Raw genomic sequence first — 26,165 nt, forward strand, 5'->3', positions numbered from 1 at the left:
CGCCCGCCCTTCCCCGACCCGTCCCGATCGTCCCCCTGTCCGTCCCACCCTTTCGCACCGCTCCTCACAGCGGTTCTCGACGAGGAGAAACGAGGAGAGCAGCACGTGTCACAGGAGAGCTCTGCCCAGAATCAGCCGGACGAGGCGGCGTACGACTACGACGTCATCGTCGTCGGCTCCGGCTTCGGTGGTTCCGTCACCGCCCTGCGCCTGACGGAGAAGGGGTACCGCGTCGGCGTCCTCGAAGCGGGCCGCCGCTTCACCCGGGACTCGCTGCCCAAGAACTCCTGGGACATCAAGAACTACCTGTGGGCCCCGAAGCTCGGCATGTACGGCATCCAGCGCATCCATCTGCTGGGCAACGTCATGGTGCTGGCGGGCGCGGGCGTCGGCGGCGGTTCACTCAACTACGCCAACACCCTCTACGTCCCCCCGAAGCCCTTCTTCGAGGACCCGCAGTGGAAGGACATCACCGACTGGGAAGGGGAGTTGAAGCCGTACTACGACCAGGCCCGGCGCATGCTGGGCGTACGGCTCAACCCGACCATGACCCCGTCGGACGTCCATCTCAAGGCCGCGGCCGAGGCGATGGGTGTCGGCGACACCTTCCACATGGCGCCGGTGGGCGTCTTCTTCGGGGACGGCCAGGACGCCGACGGCGGTGCGAAGGCGGGACCCGGCCAGGAGATCGCCGACCCGTACTTCGGCGGTGCCGGACCCAGCCGCAAGGCGTGCACCGAGTGCGGTGAGTGCATGACCGGCTGCCGTCACGGCGCGAAGAACACCCTCAACGAGAACTACCTCCACCTCGCCGAGAAGGCGGGCGCGGTGGTCCACCCCATGACGACCGTGGTGTCCGTCACCGACGACTCGCAGGGCGGGTACGCCGTCCAGACCCTCCCCACGGACCGCAAACGCAAGGGGGAGGGGCGGACCCTCAAGGCGAAGCGGGTCGTCCTCGCGGCCGGCACCTACGGCACGCAGACCCTGCTGCACCGCATGAAGGCGGGCGGCCAGCTGCCGTACCTGTCGCAGAAGCTGGGCGAGCTGACCCGCACCAACTCCGAGGCGCTGGTGGGCGCGCAGACCGACAACCGCCGCTACCGCAAGGCCACCGGCGAGGAGCGTGTCGACTTCACCCGCGGCGTCGCCATCACGTCCTCCATCCACCCCGACGAGAACACCCACATCGAGCCGGTCCGCTACGGCAAGGGATCCAACTCGATGGGCGGCCTGTCGATCCTCCAAGTCCCGTACGCGGAGGGCTCGTCGAGGGTGCTGGGCTGGCTGGCCAACGCGGCGCGGCACCCCGTTCTGGTGGCCCGCTCGCTGTCCAACCGCCGTTGGTCGGAACGGACCATCATCGGCCTGGTGATGCAGTCGCTGGACAACTCTCTGACGACGTACCTGAAGCCGAAGGGCGCGGGCAAGGGACTGCTGACCGCCCGGCAGGGCCACGGGGCGCCCAACCCCAAGCAGATCAAGGCGGCTTCGGAAAGCGCCTCCGCGATCGCCGCCGAGATCAACGGCTTCGCGGGCAGCAACGTGGGCGAGCTGATGGGGACGCCGCTGACCGCGCACTTCCTGGGCGGCTGCCCGATCGGCGCCGACGCCGAGGAAGGCGTCATAGACCCGTACCACCGGCTCTACGGTCACCCGGGCATCTCCGTGGTCGACGGTGCCGCGGTCTCCGCGAACCTCGGGGTCAACCCGTCGCTCACCATCACCGCCCAGGCCGAGCGGGCGATGTCGTACTGGCCCAACAAGGGCGAGGCCGACCCGCGTCCGGCGCCGGGCGCGGCGTACGAGCGGCTGAAGCCGGTGGAGCCGCTGCACCCCGCCGTCCCGGCGGACGCGTTCGGCGCGCTGAAGCTGCCGTTCCTGGGGATACCCGCGGTGCCGCCGAAGAAGTGACCCGCGGGGGCCCTGTGCGCGCCGGTGCCTCCCCGGTCCGGCGCGCAGCCCCCGCCCACCCGGTCCGCTCCTCACGGAAGAAAGGCCGCCCCCTCACGGAAGAAAGAAAGAAGGACCTGCGCCCCCCTCCGAGCGCAGGTCCTTCTTCACGTACCAGGCGTGATGCCCAGGTTCTACGGGGTGCCGGCCGCGTTACGCGGTCGCGCCACCCGAGTTGCGGCGACGGACGACGAACACCGCGCCGGCACCGGCGACGACGGCGACACCGCCGACGAGACCGATCATCGGCAGGGCGGAGCTGGAGCCCGTCTCGGCCAGGCTGCCGTCGACCTCGGGCGTGTTGCCCTTGTCGGCGGGCTTGTCCGAGACCGGAACCTTGCCGCCTTCCTGCGGCTTGGTGCCGTCGGTGTCCGTGCCCGCGGCGACGATCTGGAACTTGTAGGCGACCTCGCCGAAGCCCGTGCACTCGCCGTCGGCGTCGCCGTAGATGCTGGCGCCCAGGGAGAAGCCGGCGCCGACCGGGGCGCTGGACTTCACGTTGATGCGCATCGGGATGTTGACCTCGTAGTCGGGCTTGAGCTCGTCGGTGTAACCGACGAAGCCGACCGCGTAGCCCTCGGAGTCGACGTCCTCCCAGACCTTGTCGTCCGGGTTGTAGGCCTGGAGCTGGACCTTCTTGCTCTGGAAGAGGTCCTCACCCGCCTTGTCGGAGGAGGCGCCGGCGAAGAAGCCGAGGTCGCTGAGGGTGGACTCGGAGTTGTTCGCCACGTTCAGCGAGAACTTGTGCCAGCCGCTGCCCACCGAGATCTTGCCGGGCAGGCCGGTGATGGACACGTCGACCTTGGAGTCCTCGCACTCGGACGGCTCCGGGTCGGGCGACTCGGACTCCTCCGGAGCGGAGGTGCTCGGCGCCGGGGACGTGGCGGAAGCGGACGCGGAGTCGCTCGGAGCCGGGGCGGACTCGGTCGCGGTCGCCGAGGCGGTCGCGGAGGCGGTCGCCTCGGGGGTGGTCTCGGTGGCGCTCGGCGACGCCGACTCGCTCGGAGACTCGGATGCGGTTGCGCTCGCGGTCGGGGTGGCGGTGTCGTCCGTCGCGAACGCGGCCGGCGCCGACAGCAGCGCCAGCGGGGCTATGGCAGCCGTCGCGGCCGCAGCGGCCATGGCACGGCGAAGCTTCATGAAGACCTCGAAAGTCCGGTGCGCCGCGCGTTCGCGGGCGCTCGAGTGGGCTCATCTGGGTGAGGCCTCCGCGTGTGGGGCGCGGGTGTGGCCGTTCGTTCTGCAGGTGTGACCGGTGAGGCCTGTGAATGGTTGTCCTGTACGCCACATGATTTTCGTGTGTGCTGAGTCACATCCGGGTGCGACTTGTGCAAGCCCTTTCGAACCGCTTAGAAATGTCCCTCGTGTCTGACAACAAGCCGGGTGGGAACGGGGATTCGTCCTTCAGCGACGACGTGTGGGAGCAGTTCGCCCGCGACACCGAGCGCGACATCCGGAACTCGGCTCCCAAGGAGCCGTCCGCGCGGGCGCGCATGGTGACCGAGCGGCTGCGGCAGCAGGACGAGCGCGGCGACCGGCCGGAGAGCTGGCGGGTGGGCCCCTCGGTGCACGAGACGAAGCGCCGCTCCGCACGGCGCCGACGTCTGTGGGCCGTCATCGGAGTGCCGCTCGCCGTCGTGGTGGCGGTCGTCGCGATGAAGCCGTCGCTCCTGCCGGGCGATCCCTTCGGCACGTCGTCCGACGACGCCCCCGCGGCCTCCCGGCTCCCGGACGAGACCGCACCCCCGACGGCGGCACCCTCCGCGTCGTCCGGCACCCCGACGCTGGACAGGCCGTTCGCCGGATCGCCCGCCGAGCGCTGGGCCGACGGCGCGGACGGCATCGTCGTCCCTCGGGCCACCGCGGTCGGCCCGCTGACCGAAGCGCAGGTCGCCACCGCGCTGCGGCGCACCAAGACCCTGCTCGTCGAGGCGAACCTCGACCGGGCGACGCTGCGCGGCGAACGCCCCGAGGCGGCGATCGCCACGCTCGACCCGAAGCAGCCGAAGATGCTCGACGACGTGAACGGCTGGCTGCGGTCACCGGGCAAGGGCCATGATCCGCTCGCGCTGTTCACCCGGTTCGACCCCGAGGAGATCCGGCTCGTCGGGGACGTGGTCAAGACGCGCGGCCGGATCACGTTCAAGGCGGGCGAGCGCGCCTCCGTCGTCATCCACGCCGACTACAGCTTCGTGTATCCCGTGACACGGGCGGACAACAACTCCACCGAGGTGACTCGCACCATCGTGCGCCGTGTCCTCGACCTGGAGGTCTCCGACCCGACGAAGTACCGGGTCACACCCGGCAAACTCTCGGTCCGGCGCTACGACCGAGACCTGGCCAACTCGGCCTGCGACGTCCACGACGGCTTCCTGCACCCGCGGTTCGACTCGGCCGACCCCGGTGGACCGGACCCGTCGGGCCCCACCGTCGACCCGTACGACCGCAGCCGCGGAATCCAGCACTCCGAGCCGGGCGCCTGCGGCACGCTGTCCCGCACCTAGCCGGGGACACGGCACGACATGGCGAAGGGCCCCGCGGCGGTCCCTGCTCGGGCGGAGCCGAGAGAACAGGGAGGTGCCGCGGGGCCCTTCTTTCGTCAGCACCGACGTCAGGGCAGCGCCGGTGCCTGGGAGCGACGCCGGGGGGTGCGTCGCCGGTCCGGGGGTGGTCCGGTGTGACCGCCGGTCGTGCGCCCCGGCGCGTTCGAGGCGCGCGCGTGGTGTCGACCTTTGGCAAGCGGGTGGTACGGGCGTACTGCGGTGTGGAGTGGATCCGGTTGGCTGATCGGTCGGCTACGGGGGTGTCCGCCATGAGAGCCGGGGTCGTTCTCGTACGGCGGGTGTTCTCGTACGGTGGGCCGTTCGTACGGGGCTGATGCCGGTGGGACTTGTGCCTACGGGACTGATGCCGGTGGGACTTGTGCCTACGGGACGGAGTCGTGCAGGGCTGTTCGTACGGGACCGGTCGTCGTGCGGGACGACTCGTGCGGGCTGTTCGTACGGGACGGACGGGTGCCGGAGGGTTCGTACGGGAGCCGTTCTCGCATCGTGCTGGACGGGCGACGGCCTCCGCAACCGTCGCGACCGCCTCCGAGCGGATTCCGCCGGCCGGCCCCGGGCGTCCCCGGAGCCGACCGTTCTCTTGAGTGACCGGGCTGCTGTCCCCTGCCGTCCGGTCACACCCCTGGAGCGAGGTCCCACGACGCACAGCACGATCCGTACGTCTCATCGCTCCAGTGGAGCCACGCGTGGTTCTTTCGGGCCCGCCCCTGGATGACACGGACACCGGGACCAACGAAGCCCGCGGCGGCCCGGTCACGCGCCGTACGGGTGAGACGGAATGCGTACGTGCGTACGCCGTGTACGGGGTTCAGAAGCGGTCCCGACGTGGTCAGATGCGGCCCCGGCACAGCTCCAGCAGCGTCATCGCCAGGGAGGTGCCGGGCTTGCCCAGCGCCTCCCTGTAGTGGCCGAGCACCTCCATCTCGCGCGAGAGGTTCACCCGCCGGCCGCCGGACGAGATCCGGGCCTCCTGGATCACCGCCGAGACGGCCATCCGTTCCTGCATGAGACCGATGATCCGGTCGTCCAGCGCGTCGATGCGCTCACGGGCACCGGTGATCACATCGGCGGCCTCGTCGGTGCGGGCGCCGGTCTTGTCGAGTACGTCGGCCATGGTGGGGCTCCTCTGTCCGTGGGAGGGATGCCCCGGGGCGGCAGGACCCGGAAACGGCAGACGCCCCGGGCCTTGTCGGCCCGGGGCGCCTGGGAAGTCGCTTGTCAGTTGCTCAAGCAGCACGACCATGGCAGCCGGTGGGCCGGTTGCCATAGGTAAACGCGAAGATCGCGGCGGTCTGGTGCATGAGCATGCGGCCAGTATGCACCGGCGACGGACGCGGACCAAGCTCGTTCGGATGCTGAGACCCCGGGCGGGGCGCGCTCGGGTCCGAGTCGGGGAGTAGCGGGCTCGAGGTGTGCAGCCGGGCACGGCGCTCACCGTGTGAGTCCGGGCGGGGGGCTAGGGGTGTGGTCCGGGCGGGCTGCCCGGTGGGCTTCCGCGAGTCCCGGGCGGGGTGCTCGGCGGCCCCCGGGCGGGGTGCTCGGCGGGCTCCCGCGGGCCCCGGGCGGGGGTGACAAACCCGGCGTAGGCACCACGGTCCCGGCCCCCGGTAGACTCGGCACCACACACACCATGCTCACCGCCGGAAGGCAACCCGTGTCATCAGCGACCCCCGCTGCCGCCGCCCCCGACACCGTCCTGGTCGTCGACTTCGGTGCGCAGTACGCCCAGCTCATCGCCCGTCGCGTCCGCGAGGCCCGGGTCTACAGCGAGATCGTGCCGAGCACCATGCCGGTCGCGGAGATGCTCGCCAAGAACCCGGCGGCGATCATCCTCTCCGGCGGCCCCTCGTCGGTCTACGCGGAGAGCGCCCCGCGCCTCGACCGCGAGATCTTCGAGGCCGGCGTCCCCGTGTTCGGCATGTGCTACGGCTTCCAGCTGATGGCGACGGCCCTCGGCGGCACGGTCGACAACACCGGCGCCCGCGAGTACGGCCGCACGCCCCTGCACGTCTCGAAGTCCGGTTCCACGCTCTTCGAGGGCACCCCGGACGAGCAGTCGGTGTGGATGTCGCACGGCGACGCGTGCAGCGCCGCCCCCGAGGGCTTCACCGTCACGGCGTCCACGGACGTCGTCCCGGTCGCGGCCTTCGAGAACGACGAGCAGAAGCTCTACGGAGTGCAGTACCACCCCGAGGTGATGCACTCCACGCACGGCCAGCAGGTGCTGGAGCACTTCCTGTACCGCGGTGCCGGCCTCAAGCCGAACTGGACCACCGGCAACGTCATCGACGAGCAGGTCGCCCTCATCCGCGAGCAGGTCGGCAGCAAGCGCGCCATCTGCGGCCTGTCCGGCGGCGTGGACTCCGCCGTCGCCGCCGCCCTCGTCCAGAAGGCCATCGGCTCGCAGCTGACCTGTGTCTACGTCGACCACGGTCTGATGCGCAAGGACGAGACCGAGCAGGTCGAGAAGGACTTCGTCGCGGCCACCGGCGTCCAGCTGAAGGTCGTGGACGCGGAGGAGCGCTTCCTCGCCGCGCTGGCCGGGGTCTCCGACCCCGAGGAGAAGCGGAAGATCATCGGGCGCGAGTTCATCCGCGTCTTCGAGCAGGCCCAGGCGGAGATCATCGCCGAGGCCGCGGAGGGCGAGGACGTCGCCTTCCTGGTCCAGGGCACCCTCTACCCGGACGTCGTCGAGTCCGGCGGCGGCACCGGCACGGCGAACATCAAGTCCCACCACAACGTGGGCGGCCTCCCCGAGGACCTCGAGTTCGAGCTCGTCGAGCCGCTGCGCAAGCTGTTCAAGGACGAGGTCCGCATGGTCGGCCAGGAGCTCGGCCTGCCGGACGAGATCGTCCAGCGCCAGCCGTTCCCCGGCCCCGGCCTCGGCATCCGCATCGTCGGCGAGGTCACCAAGGAGCGCCTCGACCTGCTGCGCGAGGCCGACGCCATCGCCCGCGAGGAGCTCACGGCCGCCGGCCTCGACCGCGACATCTGGCAGTGCCCGGTCGTCCTGCTCGCCGACGTCCGCTCCGTGGGTGTCCAGGGCGACGGCCGCACGTACGGTCACCCGATCGTCCTGCGCCCCGTCTCCAGCGAGGACGCCATGACGGCCGACTGGTCGCGCCTGCCCTACGAGGTCCTCGCCAGGATCTCCACCCGCATCACGAACGAGGTGGCGGACGTCAACCGCGTCGTCCTGGACGTGACGTCCAAGCCCCCGGGCACCATCGAGTGGGAGTAGATCCCCAGGTCACGTCCGCTTGAGAGTCCGCACCGGCTCTCCGGGCCGCCAGACCTCGGCGACCAGATACGTGTCGTCCTCGACGTAGGTCCGTACGACCTCCGTCAACTCGGTGCGGAAGAGGTGGAACGGCTGAGGCGGTTCCACCTCTTTCACGTACGCGGCCTTCGCCGCCGCGTCCTCGTCGCCGACCTCCACCGCTCGGCCGCTGATCCGCACGTCACCGCCGCCCATGCCCGTGCCCGGCCCCGGGTTGGCCTGGAGCGCGAAGCGCGGATCGCGGCGCAGGTCGAGGGCCTTGAGCGAGCCGGGCATCATGCCGAGCCACAACTCGCCGTTCAGGAAGCGCACCTCCAGGCCGGTCGTGCGGGGCGAGCCGTCCTTGCGGAGGGTCGCCAGGACGTGGTGCGTGAAGCCGCCGAAGCGGTCCTCGATCGTCCTGGCCAGATCCGGTTCTTCTGCGGCGAAGGTCGCCCAGTTCGCCGGTGCCGGCACTGCCGACGGTGCCGGTGCAGCGGGGGCGGTCGGTTCCGGGGCCTGCGGGCCGGGTGTCCGGTGTTCGGTCATGGGAGGAGTGTGGCGGGGATACCGGACGTCTTCTGTCTGGATTTTGCGCGCCTGTCCGTTTTCCTGTCGGTGTCGGTGTCGGTGTCGGTGTCGGTGTCGGTGTCGGTGTCGGGCCCTGTGCGTGGGCAAGCGCTCCGCACCGATGAGCGTCGGCTGGAGCCGCCCCGCCAGAGGCGCGGGGGACTGCGCGACCAGCCCCCGCCGTCCCGAGGTCACCCGGCATCCGTCACCTGCCACGGCGACGAACGGCCCCACCGGGGCGCCCTGTCTCGGGTCAGCCGGACGCCAGACCAGCCGCGCCGACGCGGCGCGCCACTCTGCGGCGGTGGACGACCTCCAGGGCCAGGAAGCCCATGGACAACGCCTCCGCGACGGCGAACCCGATCAGCGCCGCACGCCAGCCGTACACCGCGCACACCAGGGAGACGAAGAGCGCGCAACCCGTCGTGATCGCCGCGCGGGACCACGCGCTCGGGTCCTCGGCCATCGCGTCGAACTCGATCCGGTCCCGGAGCCCGCGTACCGTCCGCGCCGCCTCCCCGAGCGGTCGGAGCGTGCCGGGACGCAGCCCCGGTACGGCACGCGAGTCCTCGGCCTTCGGTGCCGTTCCCGCGCGCTCGGTGCGCACCAGTTGGATCTGCAGCGCACGTCCCACCCGGTGCGCCTCCGCGTAGCGGAAACCGTGCTGCTCGGCCACGTACGCGAGCGTGGCGAGCCGGCGCGGTGAGCCGCCGGGATCGTCGACGACGACGAAGTCCCGCTCCGCGAGCTGCCCGAGCAGGTCGAGGATCCGCCGCTCTGCGCGGTTCATGCGTGCCTCCCGTGTCCCAGGCGTGGGTCGGTGTCACCCAGACAGACCAGTGACCTCCGGCCACGGTTGTGGCCATCTCTTCACCGAACGACTCTGTTCTCCTGCGCTGACCCCGGGTAACTTCCGCTCCGTACCGCACACGCCAGTGCTGGAGGACATATGCACGGGCCCACCCCGCCCCTGCCCCTACCCACCGACCGGCTCCGGTTCGCCATGCCGCCGATGCACGACTCGGTCGACGACGAGCGGCGGCACCGCAAGGAGCGGCTGGCCGGGGCGCTGCGCGTCTTCGGCCGGTTCGGGTTCGAGGACGGGGTCTCCGGACACATCACGGCGCGCGACCCCGAGTACAGCGACTGCTTCTGGGTCAATCCGTTCGGGATGCCCTTCAAGCACGTGACCGTCGGCGACCTGGTCCTGGTCAACCAGGACGGGCAGGTGATCGAGGGCCGGTACCACGTGAACCAGGCGGCGTTCACCGTGCATGCCCAGGTCCACGCCGCCCGGCCCGACGTCGTCGCCGTCGCGCACTGTCACTCCGTGCACGGGCGCGCCCTCGCCGCGCTGGGCGACCTGCTCGACCCGATCACCCAGGAGAGCTGCGCCTTCTACGAAGATCACGCACTCTACGACGCATACAGCGGCGTCGCCGTCGACGCCGAGGAGGGCCGTCGGATCGCCGCCGCGCTCGACACCCGCAAGGCGCTCGTCCTGCGCAACCACGGGCTGCTGACCGTGGGCGACTCGGTGGACGCCGCCGCCTGGTGGTTCCTGTCCATGGAACGGTCCTGCCAGGTCCAGCTCACCGCCAAGGCCGCGGGGCGCCCTCTCCTCATCGACCACAAGCAGGCGGTCGCCACGCGTGAACAGCTCGGCGGTGATCTGGTGGCGTGGATCAACTACCAGCCGTTGTGGCAGGACATCAGCCGGAGTGAGCCGGATCTGTTGTCGTAGACGTGGTGTCGGGGGCGGTACGTCAGAAGTCGCGCAGGACCGCTGCCTTCGTCAGGGCGAACTCCTCGTCCGTCAGGACCCCGGCACGGTGCAGATCGCCCAACTCCCTGAGCCGGCGCAGCAGTACGTCGTGCCGGTCCGACGTGGGCGGTGCCGCTGCCGTCAGCGCGGGACGCTCCCGGGCCACGTGCTCGCCTGTCCGCGTGGACGGATGAGGCAGGCGCGCCGTCACCGCCGCGGCGACCAGCGCCGTCAGCAGGTCACGGCGCGTGCTGCCCCAAAGATCCAGGGCGTACGGGTCCTTCTCGGGCGGCAGCTTGGAGAACACCGTCTCGCGGGTGACGAAACGCAGGAATCCGTCCTCGTAGCCGGAGTTGGGCAGCCACTCGACCTGTACGAGGTCGCCCACCGCGATGATCCGCGGGCCCGTCGCCCGCTTCACCCGGTCCGACGTGTCCGCCCAGTCGATCCGCACCTGCACGCCGTCGAACGAGACCGTCCCGTCGCTGGAGCGCACCGAGACCGGGACCGGGGGGCCCGCCAGGAGGTAGGTCCGCGCAGGTTCCTTGGGGATCTGGTCCAGCAGCAGCGCACGGCGGACCTCCTCGGCGACGTACTCCGCGACGCCGGACCGGTCGACGTCGACCGTGAGCCGGTACGGGTCCGCCGCGTCGGGCAGCCTGCCCCCGGTCGCCTGAAGCAGGGGGTCCGAGCCCTCGCGCAGCCTGAGCCGCAGCCGGCCCCGTTTGCGCTCGGGTTCGTAGACGATGCCCGCCACCGCCTCCAGCGGGACGGTGATCTCCCCGTACGTCTGGCGGAACAGCGGCACGGAACGGTGGAGCCCCGGCGTGATCCTGACCGTGCTGCCGTCGAAGGCCCAGGTCCCGTCGCGCTGGATGATCTCGGCCATGGGGAAATTCTCGCAGCCCGGTCAACACGGGCGCCGGTGCTTCACCCACGCTGACCAGACCTGCCGGATTCGGGCCGTGTTCCGTACGGCACAATTCGCTGTCATCGCGGGGCAGTTGTAAGGCAGTTGTGCGGCAGTCAGACGTACGGAAGGTCTGGCTGCGCGGAGATGTGCGGCGCGGGAAGGCGGCAGCGGGCGTGGCGGTGCAGGAGGCGAGACACGGTGCGGGGCGCGGTGCCGGGGCGGGAGCCGGGCAGGGGGCGGATCCTGGGGCGTTCTCGGGTGCGTCCGGGGGAGGCCGGGGAGGTGCCCACGGGGGTGCCCATGGTGGTGCCCATGAAGGGGGCTGCACCTGTGGGGACTGCCCGCACGGGGCGCGGGCGGGGCACCGGCGTGCCGTCGCCGAATTCCTCGCGAAGCGCGACGAGTTGGCGTCCGGGCGCGGGCTGCCGGCCGGCGTCGCGCACTCGGCGTCCGCGTCCCGACAGTGGATCTCCGACGAACTGACCCAGTCGGCGGACCTCGTCGCCGAGCGCGGGCGGCTGGAGGGCGCGGCCTGGCTGGCGCGCCTGTGGCGGTACACCGCGTACGCCGTCTGGGGCGGTGTGGGAGTGCTCCTGCTGGCGCAGGCGCTCACCGCGATCGGTGCGGGGTGGACGGCGGCGCGGACCGCCGGGCTGGTCGCGGCGGTCGTGGTGGCCGGGCTGCTGACGGGCGCGGCCTGGTTGCACCGGAGCCGTGGGGGCGCGCTCGCCCCTGTCATCGGCGAGGACAACCGGCTCTCCACGTCCCGGGCGGTGGCCGGGGCGTGGGTGCTGTTCGTGGTGTACGCGGTGCTCGTGCTCGTCGGGCAGCTCGCGGCGGCGTCCGCGCACGGCCGCCGGGACGAGCTGATCGCCGGGCTGGAGCTTGCGCGGGGCGCGGGTGTGGTCACTGTCGTCGCCGTGGTGTGCGGGGTGGCGGTGCTGGTGCGGCGGGTGGTGGGACTGCGGGTTCTGGGGCAGCGGTTGCAGAAGGTGCGGGCCGATCGGCCGCGGGCCGCCGATCTGCTCACCGACGATGCGGGGAAGGGGGGCTTCGCGGACATCCAGTACGTGGTGATCAGTGCGGTGGCGCTCGTCTTCGCCGCGGTGCGGCTGGCTCGGCGGCCGGCGCAGTTGCCGGACCTTCCGTGGGGGCTGGCGCTGCTGGTGCTGGTGTCGGCGGGCACCTACCTCGCGGGCAAGTACGCCGAGGGTGGGCGGCCGGTGATCCTCTCCGTGGTGCGGTCCCGGGAGGCGGGGGATCTCGACGCACCCATCCGTACCGGTGACGACATCGAGATCCGGGGGGCCGGGTTCGTGCCGCCCGGGGCGCAGGCGGCGGACCGGCTGTCGCGGATGGTCGTCCGGATCGGGGCCGTGCATGTGCATGTGCCGCTGGTGCCGGTGGCCGGGGGCTTCAGCAACCCCATGGATGCCTTGCTGACGGTGCCCGTGCCGGTGGATGTGGAGCCGGGGCGGGTCGAGGTGCAGGTGGTGACGGCTGCCGGGGTCGAGACGAACCGGTACGCGATCGATGTGACGGACTGACGGCCTCTGCAGCGGCCCGGTGGGCCGTGGGCGTTGCGCCGCCGCTCCGGTGGGTGGGTCGGGTCCGTGCCGGTGATCCGCCCGTTGCAGCCCTTGTGCGGGGCGGTGCTGGTAGGGCCTCGGTGGGTGCGTGTTGCTGTCCGCAACGGGCATTTGATTCACCGGCACGGCCCCTTCGGTGGGATGGCGGCTGCGGGTGCGTTCATCGTGGGTTCCCGCCCGCCGCTGAGGCTGGGGGCAGGCTTCAGCCCGTCCGGTCGTCCTCTCTTCAGCCTGTCCGGCGGCAGTTCCTGTCCGGCCTGCGGCAGTTCCCGTCCCGCCTTGAGGGCAGAGAGCCACCTTTCAGCCCGTCCGGCGTTTGAGGACGAGGCCGTTCAGGCCGATCGTGCTGAGTTCCGGGTGCCTTACGGGGGCGGGTGAGTCCCCGTCCGGCCGGTGCGGCACCGGCTGCGCCGCCCTGCCTTGAGGGCAGTGAGCAACCCCTCAGCCCGTCCGGCGTTTGAGGACGAGGCCGTTCAGGCCGATCCACGGCAGGTCCGGGCGGCCTACGAGTTCCGGTGGGCCCTCCCGGCCTGTCCCGCCCGGGAGCGGAGGGCGTCCGTTCAGGACGGTGCACGGCGGCTCCGGGGGACGTCATGGCCAGGGGCAGCGGAGGCGCCGGGTGAGGCTGCCCCCGGGCGGACGGCAAGGGACGCGCGGACGCGCGAAAAAAGGCGGCGCGGGGATTGAGCGGGAGCCGATCGTCATACGTATGGTCTGTTGAGGGGCAACGGCACCTGGGTGAGAGGCGGCGAACGGCGATGACTCACGGTATGCGAATGGATACTCACACCTCCTACCCGGGCCAGCGAGGCGACTGGCGGGACACGGCCACCCGCTACGCCCTCCTCCCGCTGCGCGTCTTCCTCGGCGTCACCTTCATCTACGCCGGCCTGGACAAACTCACCGACAGCGCCTTCATGCAGAGCGCCGGCTCGGGCTCGGTCGGCGACATCATGCGCTCCGCGCGGAACTCCTCCGCCATCCCGGCCCTCGTGGACCTCGCCCTGAAGAACCCCGTCGGCTTCGGTTACGCCATCGCCCTGGGCGAACTCGCCGTCGGCATCGGCACCTTGATCGGCCTCCTGGCCCGCCTGGCCGCGCTGGGCGGAGCGCTGATCTCGCTGAGCCTGTGGCTGACGGTCAGCTGGGCCTCCGACCCGTACTACTACGGCAACGACCTCGCCTACCTGATGGCCTGGCTGCCCCTCGTCCTCGCGGGTGCCGCGTACTTCTCCGTGGACGCGGCCCTGCGGGCCCGGCGCGCGCAACGCACCGGGGGATTCAGCTAGCCGCGTTCGGTGCGGCGTCTGCGGACGGCGTGGGTGACGGACGCCACCGCCCCCGCCAGGCAGAGGCCGCCCGTGACCACGGGGATCACCACGAACCACGGCGTCTGCCAGGCGCCGCCCGCGTCGCCGGCGTAGATCACGCCCGCGAGGGTGAGGAAGACTCCGGCGACCAGCTTTCCCGGCTGGAACTCATGACGCAGCACGGGCCACCTCCGCCTGTCCGATGCCGACATGCAGGTCGATGTCGAGCGTGCCGCCGGCCTTGCCGGTGGGCGACAGCGTCAGTTCCTTGGACTTGCCCGGCTCCACGTCCACGTCCTTCTTGTCCTCGCCGGGCAGCTGGATGTCTCCGACGCCCACGTCGATGCTCAGCTTCACGATCGCGTCCTTGGGGACGACGACCTTGAGCCGGCCGATGCCGACCTCGGCGGTCGTCGTCACCGTCTGGCCCTTGCCGAGGTCCAGGTGCGTGAGGTCGAGGGTGCCCACCCCGGTGCCCAGGTCGTAGTTCTCCCGGACGTCGGCCGCCGCCGTGGGGGTCCAGTACGTCCGGACCCACTGCGTGGTGATGTCCTTGGGGAGCGCCGCGGACGCGGCCAGCAGGGCCGCCGTGACCACGGCCAGGAAGATCGATCCCGCGCCGGTGCGCCCCAGGAAGGCGCTGACGGCTATGCCCAGGCCGAACACGATCAGCGCGCAGGCCAGGCCGGTCTGCAGGCTGGTGCCGAGCGCCCGGTCGTCCCAGGTGAGCCCCGTGCCCAGGCCGCCGGCGACGAGCGCGAGCAGGAACACCCAGCCGCCGATCCAGCGGGGACCGCGGGGCTTCGGCTCGGTCCTCGCGCGCACACCGGGGCGCGAGGTGTCGCGGGCGATGGAGACCGCGGCCGCCACGTCCCGGTCCCCGGTGTCGCTCGGACCCCACAGATAGCCGGTGCCGCCCACGTGCGACCCGTCCTTGACGATCGGGTCGCGCCACCACGACGGGTAGGACGCGGGCACGGGCGGTGCCTGCGCCTCCGGCGGGGCGTCGGCGACGGCCTGGGCGGCGAGCGGGTCGGGGTCGGGGGCGCCGCGGTGCTGCGACCAGTAGCCCGCGCCGGCGAGCAGGAGGGAGAGGACGACGGAGAAGGCGAGCACGCTGCCGTTCTTCAGCATGGAGAGCAGTACGCCGCAGCCGACCAGGGCGAAGAGCACGGCGGCCAGTGCCTGGCCGTCCACGCGGCCGGTGAGGAGCTTGCGCACCTCGTTCTCGTCATCGTCGTCGTACGGGACGAACAGCCAGACGAAGCCGTAGAAGATGAGACCGATGCCGCCCGTCGCCGAGAGCACCGCGAGCACGACGCGGAAGATCACCGGGTCCATGTCGCACTGGCGGCCCAGACCGGCGCACACCCCGCCCAGCATCTTGTGCCGGCGGTCGCGCCGGAACTTGCGCGGGACCTCGGGCGCGTGCGGCGGCTCGCCCTCGGCGGGCGGCACGGCGTCCCGAGGCCCGGTGCCCGGGGGCGGGGCGCCGAGGCCGTCGGGGCCGGGGTCCGGCTCCGCCGCCGCGTGCTGCTGATCTGTCATGGGTCCATGGTGACGGGCGGGGAGGGGTGAGGGGAGTCGGGATGACCCTGGCGAAACCCTGATATCGGCCCTGACGGGGGTGGAGGACGGTGCGTGGCGCCGGTTTTCCGAAGATCAGGGGTGTATCCGGGGCGGACCCTGATGCCCGTGTCCGCCGACCGTGTGAACATCGATGGCATGCCGGATGCCGCAGCGATGCCCGTCGACGACCCGCGGCCCCCGCGCAAGCTCTACCGCAGCAGCGACGGACGCTGGCTCGGGGGCGTGGCGCGAGGGCTCGCCGGGCATCTCGGGCTGCCCGTGATCTGGGTGCGGCTCGTGTTCGTCGGACTGTTCATGGCGGACGGTCTGGGGGCGCTGCTGTATGCCGCGTTCTGGTTCTTCGTGCCGCTCGGTGTCGGCGGGGTCGACTCCGGACGTCCGCCCTCCTTCAGCACCGAGACCTCGCCGGACGGCCGCCGCAGGCTCGTGGCGCGCAAGCCGGACCGGGGCCAGATCGTCGCGCTGCTCCTCATGGTCGTGGTGGCCATGATCTTCGTCGGCAATGTGAATCTCGGCGGGGGAGCCAAGGCGTATCTGTGGCCGACGGTCCTCGTCGGCGCGGGCGTCGCCCTGGTCTGGCGGCAGGCGGACAACGCCAGGCGGGCCCGCTGGGTGGAGGTCGGCCGCCGTCGTCGCACGCTCACGCTGCTGCGCTCCGCGGCCGGTGTCCTGCTCGTCACCGCGGGTGTGTCCGGGATATTCGTCCTCCAGGGCTCGGCCGCGCACCTCGGCTCCGTGCTCCAGGCGGCGCTGGCCGTCCTGGTCGGCATAGCGCTCCTCGCCGGCCCGTATCTCGTCCGCATGACGCAGGACCTCTCCGAGGAGCGTCTGATGCGCATCCGCGCCCAGGAGCGCGCCGAGGTGGCCGCCCATGTCCACGACTCCGTGCTGCACACCCTGACCCTGATCCAGCGCAACGCGGACAATGGCAACGAGGTGCGGCGACTGGCCCGCGCCCAGGAGCGCGACCTGCGTGCCTGGCTGTACAAGCCGGAGGGCACCGGGAAGGACGAGGCCGAGGAGCCCGACACCCTCGCCGAGGCGGTGCGCCGCAATGCCGCCGAGGTCGAGGACAAGCACGGTGTCCCCATCGAGGTCGTCATCGTCGGCGACTGCCCCCTCGACGAACGGATCGGCGCACAGATGCAGGCCGCGCGGGAAGCGATGGTGAACGCCGCCAAGTACGGTGGCGACGGCGGCGCCGTACAGGTCTACGCCGAAGTCGAGGGCAGGACGGTCTTCGTGTCCGTCCGCGACCGCGGTCCCGGCTTCGACCTCGACGCGATACCCGCCGACCGCATGGGCGTCAGAGAATCGATCATCGGCCGCATGGAGCGCAACGGCGGCACGGCGCGACTGCGCGCGGTGCCCGACGGCGGCACGGAGGTCGAGTTGGAGATGGAGAGGGTGGAGAAGACGTCATGAGCGACGCGAACGGGCCTGTGGAGTCCGGCAGTTCTGCTGAGGAGACGCCTTCGGCCTCCGCGTCCCAAGGGGCCGGGGCCGGGCGTCATGTGCGCGTCGTGCTGGTCGACGATCACCGCATGTTCCGTACGGGCGTGCAGGCCGAGATCGGGCAGACCGAGCGCACCGGCGTCGAGGTCGTCGGCGAGGCCGCCGACGTCGACCAGGCGGTCACCGTGATCACCGCCACGCGGCCCGAGGTCGTGCTGCTCGACGTGCATCTGCCGGGCGGCGGCGGTGTCGAAGTGCTGCGCCGTTGCGCCCCGTTGATGGCGGACGCGGAGCAGCCGGTGCGTTTCCTCGCGCTGTCCGTGTCGGACGCCGCGGAGGACGTCATCGGCGTGATCCGCGGCGGCGCCCGGGGGTACGTCACCAAGACGATCACGGGCACGGACCTCGTCGACTCGATCTTCCGGGTGCAGGACGGCGACGCGGTCTTCTCGCCGCGGCTGGCCGGCTTCGTGCTGGACGCGTTCGCGTCGACCGACGCCCCACCCGTCGACGAGGACCTCGACCGCCTCACCCAGCGCGAGCGCGAGGTGCTGCGTCTCATCGCCCGCGGCTACGCGTACAAGGAGATCGCCAAGCAGCTCTTCATCTCGGTGAAGACGGTCGAGTCCCATGTCTCGGCGGTGCTGAGGAAGCTCCAGCTGTCGAACCGGCACGAGCTGACCCGCTGGGCCACGGCGCGCCGACTGGTCTGACCGTCCGGCAGGCGTATGCGTGATCACCCGGTTACCCTGTGCGCGACGGAAGGAGGACGGCATGCTGCTGAGATTCCGTGTGGCGAACGTGCGATCGCTGCGCGACGAGCAGGAGCTGTCCTTCGTCGTTCCGCCCGGACAGGAGTCGGATGCGGCGCGTGAGCTGAGACTGTCCGACGGAAAGTCACTCCAGGTCTATCCCCTCCTGGGCGTCTTCGGCGCCAACGCCTCGGGCAAGTCCAATGTCGTCATCGCGCTCAAGAAGATGCGGGAAGCGGTTCTCGACTCGTACGCGCAGTGGACCTCGTATCAGGGCATCCCCCGGGAGGAGTTCGCACTCGATCCGAAGTCGGTTTCCGAGAGCACCTTTTACGAGGTCGACGTCGTGCTCGACGACGGAGTCCGCTGGACCTACGGCTTCGAACTCGGTTCGAGCCGGGTGGAGTCGGAGTGGCTGCACGCGTACCCCAAGGGGCGACGCCAGGTATGGCTGGATCGCGACGCCACACGGGACAACGTCTTCGAGTTCCCGGGCGACCGCCTCCAGGATCGCGCGCTGCTGGTCCGCACCACGCGTCCGAACGCCCTGCTGCTCAGCCGGGCAGCCGCCGACAACCATCCCCAACTCACCAAGATCCACGACTGGTTCACCCAAAACCTCTGGGACATCTCCCCGGAGACCGAGCGGAGCCAGCGGGAGCAGTTCACCGCCGATCAGCTGCTCGACGCGAACACGCGTGGCCGGGTGGAGGAGCTGCTTCGCGTGGCCGACCTGGGCATTCAGGGAGCCGAGGTGGAGCGGAGGCCTGGGATGAGCCCCCGAGTGAGACTGCTGCACGAAAGCAACTCGGGTGAGCCCGTGGCTTTCGACTGGCAGCGCGAGTCGTTCGGCACCCGTTCGTGGTTCGCCCTGATCGGGCCTCTGCTGTTGGCCCTGGACCGGGGGGCCGTCCTGCTCATCGACGAACTGGACGCCAGCCTTCACCCGCGATTCGCGGCCGAAGTCGTACGTCTCTTCCAGGCTCCCTGGGTCAACACCAAGGGCGCGCAGCTCGTCTTCACCTCCCACGACCCGTCGCTCCTCAAAACCCCCCGGGGCGGACGCCCGCTCGAACCGGGCCAGATCTGGCTCACGGAGAAGGACGGCAGCGGGGCGACGGAGTTGTACCCGCTCAGCGATGTCGACCCCGGACCCGAGGAAGACCTGAGTGATTCCTACCTCGCGGGTGCGTTCGGCGCAGTTCCGAGGGTGACCCAGGGGCAGATCGGCCGCAGGGTGCTGACAGCACTGGCAGGGGAGGCGGAGCGTTCCTGATGGCGAGGGTCAAGGGGCGGGACAGCACGATCCGAGGTAAGAAGTCACGGCAGAGGGGCCGACCACGTGAGGTGTACATCTTCACGGAGGGCGAAGTCACGGAGCCGGAGTTCATCGAGTTCGTGCAGGAGCACGGCGCCCGCGCGCAGCAGGGCCGCGAGGTGAACCACTCCATCGAGAACGCCGCGGTCTCCGCCGGTCGCCGGAAGCCACTGCCCCTTGTCGAGGACGCCATCCACAAGCTCGCCGAGGCCGAGCGGACGGCCAAGAGGGCCGGCCTGAAGCCCGAGGACTGGAACTGGCCACAGGTCTGGTGCCTCTTCGACCGGGACCAGCACCGCGACATCCCGACAGCGTTCGCGCGGGCCAAGAAGGCGGGGGTGTACGTGGCGTACTCGCACCCCTGCTTCGAACTGTGGCGCCTGTTGCACTACCAGAACTACACGAGCACCTTCGGCGGCGTCTGCGGCGATGTCGCGAGCCGCCTCAAGGAGCAGCGGGGCTTCGCGCAGACATACGGCTCCAGTACCCGACCGGTGTCTCCGGAGGACGCCAAGCGCGTCAAGCCCGGTCAGCTGACGGGGAATTATCAAAGAGCCCGCCAGTACGCCCAGAAGATCAACTCGGCGCACACGGGACCGGACCAGACCCGTTGGGACCCGTACACCGATGTCTGGCGTCTCGTCGAGGACGGCCTGGATGTGGCCGACTACTGACAGGGTGTGGGAGTAAGACACTGCAGGGGGAGCGCGTCGCACATGGCCAAACTCACGCTTGAACGGTTGGAACGTCATCTGTTCGCGGCGCTCGACATCGTGCGTGGCACGACGGATGCCACCGAATCCAGGGATGTCATCTTCGCGTTCCTCCTGCTCAAGCATCTCAACGACGAGTTCGAGGCCGCCCGGGAAGCGGTGGTCGAGGAGCGGCTCGCGGCCGGTGACAGCCGGAAGGAAGCCGAGAACGAGGCGGAGCTGCGCGAGAACTATCGCTCTCGAGGTGTCGTCTTCCTCCCCCTGGGCGCACGTTGGCGGTCGCTGTTGGAATCCGAGGCGCCTTGGCGACTTCTGCCCGGAGCCGTGGACAGGCTGGTTGTGGAGTATCTGGAGCCGGCGGTGCGCTCGCCTGTCCGGTCTCGCGACAGCGCCCACGTCCTCAGTCTGCTCGGCCCGGAGGACAACAGCTACCAGGTCCGCACGGCAGCAGCCGCCTTGGGCGTCAAGCGGATCGAGGCGCTCATCGAGCATTTCGGCAAGGTCCGGCTACGGAAGGACGATTTCGCGTTCCCAGGCCTGATGGGCGCGGCGTACGAGTACCTGATTAGGTTCTTCGCGGACTCGGCGGGCAGCAAGGGGGGTGAGTTCTACACTCCGCGGCCGGTCGTCCGGATGATGGTCGAACTGGCCCGCCCCCGTGCCGGGATGCGGATCTACGACCCTTGCGTGGGCTCCGGCGGTCTGCTCGTGCAGGCCATGGAGTACGTGGAGGAGCACGGGGAGGATCCGGACGAGCTGTTCCTGGCCGGTCAGGACGCCAACCCTGGCTCCTGTGACACGGCCAGGACGAATCTGATCTTCCATGGAACCAGGACCTTCTCGCTGAAGACCGGCGATGTCCTCACCGAACCACAGCACCAGGACCGGGACTTCGACCTGGCGCTGAGCAATCCCCCCTTCGCCATGAACTACGAAGTGTCCGAGGTGCCGGGCCTGACCGAGCGCATGCCGTACGGCGTGACGCCCGAGCGCGGCAAGGCCGACCTGATGTTCCTCCAGCACATGCTCGACCGGGTGAAGGGCCGGGGCGGCTCGGTCGTCACGGTCATGCCGCTCGGTGTGCTGTTCCGTGAGGGAGCGGAGAAGAGCATCCGCGAGCGGCTGCTGCGGCACGATCTGCTCGAAGCGGTCATCGGACTCGCGCCCAACCTGTTCTACGGGACCGGAATTCCCGCCTGCGTGATGGTGCTGCGGGCGCCGGGACAGAAGGCTCCGGAGCGGCGCGGCAAGGTGCTGTTCATCACCGCGGATCGCGAGTTCCACGCGGAGCGCGCCCAGAACGTACTCCTGCCCGAGCACATCGAGAAGATCGTCTCGACCTTCCACGCCTACGAGGATGCCGAAGGGTTCGCCCGTGTCGTGGAGTGCGAGGAGCTGGAGAACAACGACTTCAGCCTCACCCCACACCGGTACGTCGATAACACGCCGCCACCCGAGCCGCAGGACATCCGGGCACATCTGGTGGGCGGCGTCCCGGTCGCCGAGATCGAGGCGAGGAAACCGCTTCTCGACGCGTACGGCATCGGGGTGCAGGACCTGTTCGTCCCGCGGGAGCACGACCCGGCGTATGTCGACTTCCTGCCCGCGGGCGATCGGCCCGAAGCCGCTCGGCTGGCGGAGCTGGAGATGGGGCAGGAACGGCGGGTGTGGTCCGCGTTCGAGGAGTGGTGGCAGACCGTGGCGGAACGGATCACATCACTTCGGGCGGACGCCGACCAGCCCCGCACGCAACGCCGGCGCACGGCTCAGCTGGCCGCCGCACGGGCCGACCTGTTCGACACGTTCGGGGACCGGCTGCTCGGAGTAGGGCTGCTGGAGCGGCATGCGGCCGTGGGTGCGCTCGTCGACTGGTGGGACGAGGCCAAACACGAGCTGGCGGCGCTGGCTGCCCGCGGCTTCGACGGGGTGGTCGACGACTGGGTAGGCATTGCGCAGGCGATGCTCGGCCCTGAACCCGGGGCGTCTGCGCGAGCCCCCGGCCGGCGCCGAACGGCGGCTGAGCGCCGTCAGGCTTACGGCCAGAAGGCGGTGGCAGCCCTCGCACCCGACTTCCTTTGGGAGTTGGCCCAGGCGGAACGCGCGTACGAAGTGTTGGTCGCAGAAGTTAAGGCGGCACGGGAGGCGGAAGCAGCGCTGGCAGCGATGGAGGCCTCCAGCGAAGGTGACGAGCCCGGAGAGATCGACCCCGAGGTGGCCAAGGCGGTCCTCGGCAAGACCGCGATGCGGGCGCTTGAGGTACGGCGGGTTGCGGCCAGGAAGGCGGTGATCGCGCTGGAAGACGACTTCGAAGCCCGTCTCGAGCGCGCCCGCAGCGCATGCGCCGCGGCAACGGAAGAGCAGGGCGCTGTCCTCGGAATGATGAAGAAAGGCCTGAGCGACAGGCTGGAGGGGCTTCTCGCACGAAGACGCCGCGAGCTCGTCCAGACATACGAGAGGTGGCAGGAGAAGTACCAGCTCTCCTTCCGTGAGATCGAGAACCAGTTGTACGGGACCTCGGAGGGAATGGCTCAGAACAACCCCTGGTCTCAGAACCGCGCATGGGATCTCACGGCGGACAGCGCGCGCTCCGCGACCGGGAGGCAGCAGATCGCGGCTCTCGTCCATGATTTGATCGATGCAGAGAAGTTTGCCGAAGGAGCGCTGGCGAAGCTGGAGTTCGACGAACTGATCGGACCGCTTGCGGTGTTGGGGTCCGGAGAGGACAGGGTGCAACGCCGTCCGCTGGGCGACGTGCTCGTGTCGGCGCGGACGGGGAGCTGGGCACCCGCCTCCGAAACGGCGGACGGGGCATGGGTGATCGGCCCGGGCAATCTGTCAGCCGACGGGCTCGACCTGTCCCGGCTCCGCCGCCTCGATTCCACCACCCGTGCCGCTGAAGGCGCTTCGTATCTGGAACCGGGGGATGTGCTGTTGTCCGCCGTAAGTGCGGATCAGGTCTTCCCGGTTCTCGTGTGGCAACAGCGGGCGCCAGGCGCGACCCATGGCAGTCATGTCCTGTGCCTCAAGCCCCGCACAAGCTTGTTGACTTCCCATTACTTGGCCGCATGGCTGCGACTCCCGCGAGTACAGCGGCAGATCTACGGCGTGGCGCGGACGTCGGTGGGTGGGACGACGGTCCTCAACGCTGCTCGTCTGCTCGACGTGGAGATAGAGCTGCCGCGCAAAGCGGACCAGGAGGCGATCGACCTCCAAGCCGAGACTCTGTACGAACGGCGGCGGGTACGACGCCGTCAGCTTGCCAAACTGCGGCTCCTCAAGGAGACGTTGACGAGCGTGCTCACCGGCTGATCGCGTCCCGGTGCCTCAGCTGGGTGAACGTGCCGTCGGCCGTTGCCGTGCGGTGCACGTCCGCGATGCCCCGCGTCCAGTCCGAAGGGGTCATCAGGTCGGCGGCGAGGGCGTCTTCGCGTACGGACTCGATCGCAGGGCACCGCGATCGGTGACATGCTACGAGACCTCCACTGAGAGTCCCTCGGGTCACACCACCCGCGTGGCCCCCGCGAACGGCATCGAGTCGACCGGTGCCAGCCGCACCGGTGCCGTGGGATTCGGTGCGTGGATCATCTGGCCGTTGCCCACGTAGATGCCCACGTGGCTGATGCCCGAGTAGAAGAACACGAGGTCGCCGGGGCTGAGTTCGGAGCGGGAGACGCGTCGGCCGGCGTTGATCTGGGCGTACGTCGTGCGGGGCAGCGAGATGCCCGCGGAGCGGTACGCGGCCTGGATGAGGCCGGAGCAGTCGAAGGCGTCGGGGCCGGTGGCGCCCCAGACGTAGGGACTTCCGAGCTTTCCGTAGGCGTACGACACGGCTGCCGCGGCACGGGAGTCGGGCGCCTTGACCGAGCCCGACGGCGTCACGGGTGTCAGGTCGCGGGCCGAGGAACGCGAGGCGTGTCCGACGCCGCCCGCCTCCCCGAGCGCCGCACGCTGTTCCTCGCTGAGCTGTCCCAGCAGCCGCCGCGCCGAGGCGAGCTTGTCGTTGATGGTCTTCTTGTGCCGCTTCAGTTCGGCCTGCCGCGACTTGAGCGAGGCGACCTCGACGTGCGCGGCGCCGCGCAGCCGCTCGATCTCGCGCAGTTGCTTGCGGACCCGGGACACCGCCGTGGCCTGCCGGCTGCCCGCCCGTTCGGCGAACGCGGCACCCTCCAGGTACTGGTCGGGATCGTCGGAGAGCGCGAGTTGCAGCGCCGGGTCCAGGCCGCCGCTGCGGTACTGCGCCGCGGCCATCGAACCCAGCGCCTCGCGCGCCGAGTTGAGACGGTCCTGCTTGCGCGCCACCTCGTCGCGCAGCTCGTCGAGCCGGCTCTGCGCCTTGTCCGCCTTCTCCTTGGCGCCGTTGTACTTCTCGGTGGCCACCTCGGCCTCCTCGTACAACTTGTCGACCTTGGCCTTCACCTGTGCGGGGGACAGCTGGGGATCGGCGTGTCCGGTCCCGTCGAAGCCGGTCGCCGTGGCCGCCCCGGCGAGAGCGATGGTGGCGGCCGTGCGGGCCGTGTTTCCGCCGAGCGAGCGCTGTCTGGGCTTGCGGTGCGCTGCCACGAGGGCCCACATCCTTCCGTACGACCGCTCCGGGGAGCGCGGTCAAGCGGTGACGCGTCCGGCGGCGGCCCGCACAGGGGGAACGAGCCGCCGCCGGACCTTCTCGGCGGAGGTGGCCGACGGCCGTCCCTGGCCCGGACGGCGATGGGGAGCCGGTCACCTGGTGGAGGACGGTAAACCTGAGAGTGACGGGTTGGTAACAGCATGTACGGAACTGACGGGACTGGAGCACCCGATGACCGGATGCGGCCGTGATCCCCGCCTGCCGTCACCGACTTCACGCGGTGCAATGACCGAAGCGCCGAATCCGGGGCGTCCGGCGGTGCCCCGGTGCTACGGGGTGCACGGGGTGGGCCGGTGACAAGCGGGACAGAGGCGTCCGATTAGGCTCCGGCCTCATGGACGTACTCATCCATCTCTTCGTCGGCCTGCACATCATCGGCATCGCCTCGCTCCTCGGTGGCTTCCTCACCCAGATGAAGGCGATGGGCCGGGGCACCGCCCGCTTCGTCCCCGCGATGCTGCACGGCGCGCTGACCATGCTGGTCACCGGTGTGGTGCTGGTCGGCCTCAACCAGGCCGACGACAACCCGGTCGACAACATCAAGATCGGCGTGAAGCTGGCCCTGCTGATCGTGATCCTGGGGCTGGTCTACGTGAAGCGGGACGACGAGCAGGTGGACAAGCGCCTCTTCGGGCTCGTCGGCCTGCTGACGACCGCCAACATCTTCATCGCCGTCCTCTGGACCTGAGCGCGCAGCGGCCCCGGCAGGGCAGATGCCCGAGCGCGGCGAAGGCATGAGCGCGGCGAAGGCACGAGCGCTGCTAAGGCATGAGCGTGGCGAAGGCACGAGCGCGGCGAAGGGGCGCCCGCCGTCCGCTCACGCCCGCTCGAACGCCGTCGCGGCCCGGGCGGCCCCCACCGCGGCGGCCAGCCACGCCGCCACCGCGATCCACAGCAGCGCGTCCCCCCATCCCCTGAGCCAGGGGTGGCCGAGCGCGGACGACACGGTCAGGGTGGCCACCGCCGTCATTCCCATCGGGAAGACCGTCGCCCAGCGTCGTACGTCGTAGCGCGGGCGCGGCCAGATCAGCTCCGAGACGACGAGGACGCAGTACCAGGCGACCGCGAGGACCAGCACGGCGACGGTCACGGTGCGCAGGACGCTCTGGTCGTCGTCGTTCCACAGGTACGGGTTCACGTGGTGCGCCGCGACGAGCTTGGCCCCGGCCAGCGCCGAGATGGCGAGCGCGCCGCCCGCCACCCACTGGTCCCCGGCCCCCCGCGCCACCTCGCGGATGTCGAAGTGCGCGTACGCCACCCCGTACAGCACGAGACCGAGCCAGAACAGCACGAGCGCGGCGTGCGCGAGCCACTTCGGGCCGACGGCCGCGGCGAGCGTGGCGGCCAGCACGGCGAGCCCCTGCGTGGCCACGCAGACGAGGAACACGCCGCCCGGCATCCGGTGCTTCCAGTGCCGTACGACGCACCACAGCAGCACGGGCCAGAGCACGGCCGACAGGGCGAGCAGGGCCTCGGCGACGACCTGCCATCCGAGGGCGGACAGGCGTGTCCCGAGCACGGTGGTGGCCGCGACGGCGGTGAGGCCGGCCGGCGTGTACGCCTCTCCCACCCAGCGCGGCCGTTCCCGCAGCAGCCGCAGGACGAAGTCCGCGGCGAGCCCGACCCAGGCCACGCAGGCCAGGACCAGCGCGATACGGGACAGCGTCTCGTGGTCGGCCATGTGCAGCCCGACCGAGACGATGCCCGTGGCCATCACGGCGGCACCGGCGGCGGGCGGGTGCTCCGCCCACCAGGCGCGGAGCTGGGAGAAGGCTGGCATGCGGACGATG

The 26,165-nt window shown here is 70.6% G+C and carries 21 protein-coding genes; 12 read left to right on the forward strand and 9 right to left on the reverse strand.

What is annotated here, in order from left to right:
* Window positions 1-105: 105 nt before the first annotated feature.
* The gene (locus ABEB03_RS31535; protein WP_345656247.1) at window positions 106-1,914 is read left to right on the forward strand and encodes a GMC family oxidoreductase; all 1,809 of its coding nucleotides are present in this window, start codon (window positions 106-108) and stop codon (window positions 1,912-1,914) included.
* Window positions 1,915-2,106: 192 nt separating this feature from the next.
* Here ABEB03_RS31535 and ABEB03_RS31540 read toward each other — a convergent pair whose 3' ends face one another.
* Complete coding sequence (locus ABEB03_RS31540; RefSeq protein WP_345656248.1) at window positions 2,107-3,093, reverse strand: LAETG motif-containing sortase-dependent surface protein; 987 nt, start codon at window positions 3,091-3,093, stop codon at window positions 2,107-2,109.
* Window positions 3,094-3,308: 215 nt separating this feature from the next.
* On the opposite strand from ABEB03_RS31540, the gene ABEB03_RS31545 reads away from it, so the two are divergent.
* The gene (locus tag ABEB03_RS31545; RefSeq protein ID WP_345656249.1) at window positions 3,309-4,457 is read left to right on the forward strand and encodes a hypothetical protein; all 1,149 of its coding nucleotides are present in this window, start codon (window positions 3,309-3,311) and stop codon (window positions 4,455-4,457) included.
* A gap of 889 nt (window positions 4,458-5,346) precedes the next feature.
* On the opposite strand, the gene ABEB03_RS31550 is transcribed toward ABEB03_RS31545, so the two are convergent.
* Window positions 5,347-5,631, reverse strand: a complete 285-nt coding sequence (locus tag ABEB03_RS31550) for a chorismate mutase (RefSeq protein WP_095936106.1) — start codon at window positions 5,629-5,631, stop codon at window positions 5,347-5,349.
* 540 nt (window positions 5,632-6,171) lie between these two features.
* On the opposite strand from ABEB03_RS31550, the gene guaA reads away from it, so the two are divergent.
* A complete protein-coding gene (gene guaA, locus ABEB03_RS31555; protein ID WP_095936107.1) occupies window positions 6,172-7,758 on the forward strand; it encodes a glutamine-hydrolyzing GMP synthase in 1,587 nt (528 codons plus the stop codon).
* A gap of 9 nt (window positions 7,759-7,767) precedes the next feature.
* Here the strand turns inward: guaA and ABEB03_RS31560 are convergent, their stop codons facing one another.
* Window positions 7,768-8,325 (reverse strand): pyridoxamine 5'-phosphate oxidase family protein, encoded by a 558-nt coding sequence (locus ABEB03_RS31560; RefSeq protein ID WP_345656250.1) that lies wholly within the window; start codon window positions 8,323-8,325, stop codon window positions 7,768-7,770.
* Window positions 8,326-8,599: 274 nt separating this feature from the next.
* Window positions 8,600-9,136 (reverse strand): hypothetical protein, encoded by a 537-nt coding sequence (locus ABEB03_RS31565; RefSeq protein ID WP_345656251.1) that lies wholly within the window; start codon window positions 9,134-9,136, stop codon window positions 8,600-8,602.
* 159 nt (window positions 9,137-9,295) lie between these two features.
* Between ABEB03_RS31565 and ABEB03_RS31570 the strand changes: the two genes are divergently transcribed.
* Window positions 9,296-10,090 (forward strand): class II aldolase/adducin family protein, encoded by a 795-nt coding sequence (locus ABEB03_RS31570; protein ID WP_345656252.1) that lies wholly within the window; start codon window positions 9,296-9,298, stop codon window positions 10,088-10,090.
* A gap of 22 nt (window positions 10,091-10,112) precedes the next feature.
* On the opposite strand, the gene ABEB03_RS31575 is transcribed toward ABEB03_RS31570, so the two are convergent.
* Entirely contained in the window at window positions 10,113-11,000 is an 888-nt protein-coding gene (locus tag ABEB03_RS31575; protein WP_345656253.1) for a DUF4429 domain-containing protein, read from the reverse strand.
* A gap of 197 nt (window positions 11,001-11,197) precedes the next feature.
* On the opposite strand from ABEB03_RS31575, the gene ABEB03_RS31580 reads away from it, so the two are divergent.
* Together ABEB03_RS31580 and ABEB03_RS31585 are read left to right on the forward strand one after the other, a co-directional pair.
* Window positions 11,198-12,571, forward strand: a complete 1,374-nt coding sequence (locus tag ABEB03_RS31580) for a hypothetical protein (protein WP_345656254.1) — start codon at window positions 11,198-11,200, stop codon at window positions 12,569-12,571.
* An 800-nt stretch (window positions 12,572-13,371) separates the two neighbouring features.
* Window positions 13,372-13,902: a DoxX family protein gene (locus ABEB03_RS31585; protein WP_345656255.1), complete on the forward strand. Its 531-nt coding sequence runs from the start codon at window positions 13,372-13,374 to the stop codon at window positions 13,900-13,902.
* Here the strand turns inward: ABEB03_RS31585 and ABEB03_RS31590 are convergent.
* Both ABEB03_RS31590 and ABEB03_RS31595 read right to left on the reverse strand, forming a co-directional pair.
* Window positions 13,899-14,105 (reverse strand): hypothetical protein, encoded by a 207-nt coding sequence (locus tag ABEB03_RS31590; protein ID WP_095936113.1) that lies wholly within the window; start codon window positions 14,103-14,105, stop codon window positions 13,899-13,901. The two genes, ABEB03_RS31585 and ABEB03_RS31590, sit on opposite strands and share 4 nt — an antisense overlap.
* Window positions 14,092-15,471 (reverse strand): PspC domain-containing protein, encoded by a 1,380-nt coding sequence (locus ABEB03_RS31595; RefSeq protein WP_345656256.1) that lies wholly within the window; start codon window positions 15,469-15,471, stop codon window positions 14,092-14,094. Before ABEB03_RS31595 ends, ABEB03_RS31590 begins: the two co-directional genes overlap by 14 nt.
* Before the next feature lie 141 nt (window positions 15,472-15,612).
* Between ABEB03_RS31595 and ABEB03_RS31600 the strand changes: the two genes are divergently transcribed.
* The 5 genes from ABEB03_RS31600 to ABEB03_RS31620 all read left to right on the forward strand — a co-directional run bounded on the left by ABEB03_RS31600 (window position 15,613) and on the right by ABEB03_RS31620 (window position 23,060).
* Window positions 15,613-16,938, forward strand: coding sequence for an ATP-binding protein (locus ABEB03_RS31600; protein WP_345656257.1), 1,326 nt, complete (start codon window positions 15,613-15,615; stop codon window positions 16,936-16,938).
* Window positions 16,935-17,681, forward strand: coding sequence for a response regulator transcription factor (locus ABEB03_RS31605; RefSeq protein WP_345656258.1), 747 nt, complete (start codon window positions 16,935-16,937; stop codon window positions 17,679-17,681). The genes ABEB03_RS31600 and ABEB03_RS31605 overlap by 4 nt, the downstream gene beginning before the upstream one ends.
* Window positions 17,682-17,742: 61 nt before the next feature.
* Entirely contained in the window at window positions 17,743-18,996 is a 1,254-nt protein-coding gene (locus ABEB03_RS31610) for an AAA family ATPase (protein ID WP_345656259.1), read from the forward strand.
* Window positions 18,997-19,067: 71 nt separating this feature from the next.
* Window positions 19,068-19,712, forward strand: coding sequence for an RloB family protein (locus ABEB03_RS31615; protein WP_345656260.1), 645 nt, complete (start codon window positions 19,068-19,070; stop codon window positions 19,710-19,712).
* A gap of 42 nt (window positions 19,713-19,754) precedes the next feature.
* Window positions 19,755-23,060: an N-6 DNA methylase gene (locus tag ABEB03_RS31620; RefSeq protein WP_345656261.1), complete on the forward strand. Its 3,306-nt coding sequence runs from the start codon at window positions 19,755-19,757 to the stop codon at window positions 23,058-23,060.
* Window positions 23,061-23,249: 189 nt separating this feature from the next.
* Here ABEB03_RS31620 and ABEB03_RS31625 read toward each other — a convergent pair whose 3' ends face one another.
* On the reverse strand, window positions 23,250-24,311 hold the full coding sequence (locus ABEB03_RS31625) for a C40 family peptidase (protein WP_345656262.1): 1,062 nt from the start codon (window positions 24,309-24,311) through the stop codon (window positions 23,250-23,252).
* A 398-nt stretch (window positions 24,312-24,709) separates the two neighbouring features.
* Here ABEB03_RS31625 and ABEB03_RS31630 point away from each other — a divergent pair, with 398 nt between their 5' ends.
* Window positions 24,710-25,063, forward strand: a complete 354-nt coding sequence (locus ABEB03_RS31630) for a hypothetical protein (protein ID WP_095936118.1) — start codon at window positions 24,710-24,712, stop codon at window positions 25,061-25,063.
* Window positions 25,064-25,192: 129 nt separating this feature from the next.
* Here ABEB03_RS31630 and ABEB03_RS31635 read toward each other — a convergent pair whose 3' ends face one another.
* On the reverse strand, window positions 25,193-26,155 hold the full coding sequence (locus ABEB03_RS31635) for a tellurite resistance/C4-dicarboxylate transporter family protein (protein WP_345656263.1): 963 nt from the start codon (window positions 26,153-26,155) through the stop codon (window positions 25,193-25,195).
* Window positions 26,156-26,165 lie beyond the last annotated feature (10 nt).

Origin of the sequence: Streptomyces siamensis (assembly GCF_039543605.1) — a bacterium.
In the GTDB taxonomy this organism is placed as follows: domain Bacteria; phylum Actinomycetota; class Actinomycetes; order Streptomycetales; family Streptomycetaceae; genus Streptomyces; species Streptomyces siamensis.

Coding starts and splice junctions, on each gene's coding strand:
- ABEB03_RS31620 (WP_345656261.1), top strand. CDS start 19,755: ATGGCCAAACTCACGCTTGAACGGTTGGAACGTCATCTGTTCGCGGCG.
- ABEB03_RS31635 (WP_345656263.1), bottom strand. CDS start 26,155: ATGCCAGCCTTCTCCCAGCTCCGCGCCTGGTGGGCGGAGCACCCGCCC.
- ABEB03_RS31545 (WP_345656249.1), top strand. CDS start 3,309: ATGTCCCTCGTGTCTGACAACAAGCCGGGTGGGAACGGGGATTCGTCC.
- ABEB03_RS31575 (WP_345656253.1), bottom strand. CDS start 11,000: ATGGCCGAGATCATCCAGCGCGACGGGACCTGGGCCTTCGACGGCAGC.
- ABEB03_RS31630 (WP_095936118.1), top strand. CDS start 24,710: ATGGACGTACTCATCCATCTCTTCGTCGGCCTGCACATCATCGGCATC.
- ABEB03_RS31565 (WP_345656251.1), bottom strand. CDS start 9,136: ATGAACCGCGCAGAGCGGCGGATCCTCGACCTGCTCGGGCAGCTCGCG.
- ABEB03_RS31595 (WP_345656256.1), bottom strand. CDS start 15,471: ATGACAGATCAGCAGCACGCGGCGGCGGAGCCGGACCCCGGCCCCGAC.
- ABEB03_RS31610 (WP_345656259.1), top strand. CDS start 17,743: ATGCTGCTGAGATTCCGTGTGGCGAACGTGCGATCGCTGCGCGACGAG.
- ABEB03_RS31550 (WP_095936106.1), bottom strand. CDS start 5,631: ATGGCCGACGTACTCGACAAGACCGGCGCCCGCACCGACGAGGCCGCC.
- ABEB03_RS31600 (WP_345656257.1), top strand. CDS start 15,613: ATGCCCGTGTCCGCCGACCGTGTGAACATCGATGGCATGCCGGATGCC.
- ABEB03_RS31605 (WP_345656258.1), top strand. CDS start 16,935: ATGAGCGACGCGAACGGGCCTGTGGAGTCCGGCAGTTCTGCTGAGGAG.
- ABEB03_RS31570 (WP_345656252.1), top strand. CDS start 9,296: ATGCACGGGCCCACCCCGCCCCTGCCCCTACCCACCGACCGGCTCCGG.
- ABEB03_RS31585 (WP_345656255.1), top strand. CDS start 13,372: ATGACTCACGGTATGCGAATGGATACTCACACCTCCTACCCGGGCCAG.
- ABEB03_RS31560 (WP_345656250.1), bottom strand. CDS start 8,325: ATGACCGAACACCGGACACCCGGCCCGCAGGCCCCGGAACCGACCGCC.
- ABEB03_RS31540 (WP_345656248.1), bottom strand. CDS start 3,093: ATGAAGCTTCGCCGTGCCATGGCCGCTGCGGCCGCGACGGCTGCCATA.